The sequence below is a fragment of the Bradyrhizobium sp. Ses1 genome (assembly GCF_059512365.1).
This window is the reverse complement of sequence record NZ_JCAMOQ010000193.1, coordinates 1-717: the sequence shown is the minus strand read 5'-3', so window position 1 is coordinate 717 and position 717 is coordinate 1. Positions and strand designations below refer to the sequence as shown.

Here is a 717-nt window from a genome sequence, read left to right as displayed (position 1 = left end):
GTCCAATGACTGCGCGTGACCTGCAGCAGCCGCCTGGCGGACATGGACTTGGAGAGCACGTAATAGCGCACGACCGGCGGCTCGGCGCGATTGCCCTGCAATTGCCTGCGCGAGGTGACGCGGCCGATCGCAACGACGCCCGGGAAGCCATGGACGGCAGCCAGGCTGGTATTGCGCATGATGGTTGCCCGGCGCGCTTCGCGCCGGTCGTGGGTGGACGGTTCGACCGTCTTGACGGCCCTGCGCTCGCCGGACCGGGCAAACTGCGCGACCACAGTCTTGAACAGAGGTCCACGGTTGGCCTTGATCGCCAGCACGTAGTCGCCACCGCGATCGAGCACCGTCTTGGCCATTGCACGATGGCAATGCAGCGCATCGGCCGTGACGACGCAGCCTTCGAGCGACAGCAGCGCCAATACCTCCAACGCCCCCTTGGTCTCGTTGCGGCCGGGAGCCTTCTGCTGGGCCAGCGACATGCGCGCTTCCACCGCAAAGACGTTGACCAGATGCAGAGGCTCGTAGCGCGAACCGCGCTCGAAGGCGCCTCGCAGCGCTTTGCCGTCGATCGCGACCACCCCGCTGAGATTGAGCCGGTTGGCCTTGGCAAACGCCGCCATGAAGCGCCGGAACGCTGCCTCGAAGGCTTCCGGCTCGAGCAAACGGAACACGCGACTGAAAGTGTCGTGGCTGGGAATCCCATGTTCCAGGCGCAGAAAC

The 717-nt window shown here is 65.7% G+C and carries 1 protein-coding gene; it reads right to left on the bottom strand.

The genetic code is table 11. From position 1 onward, the window contains the following. Positions 1-717: ISAs1 family transposase (locus tag AC5ZG5_RS46325; protein ID WP_496165586.1), on the bottom strand; the 717-nt coding region annotated here is incomplete at both ends.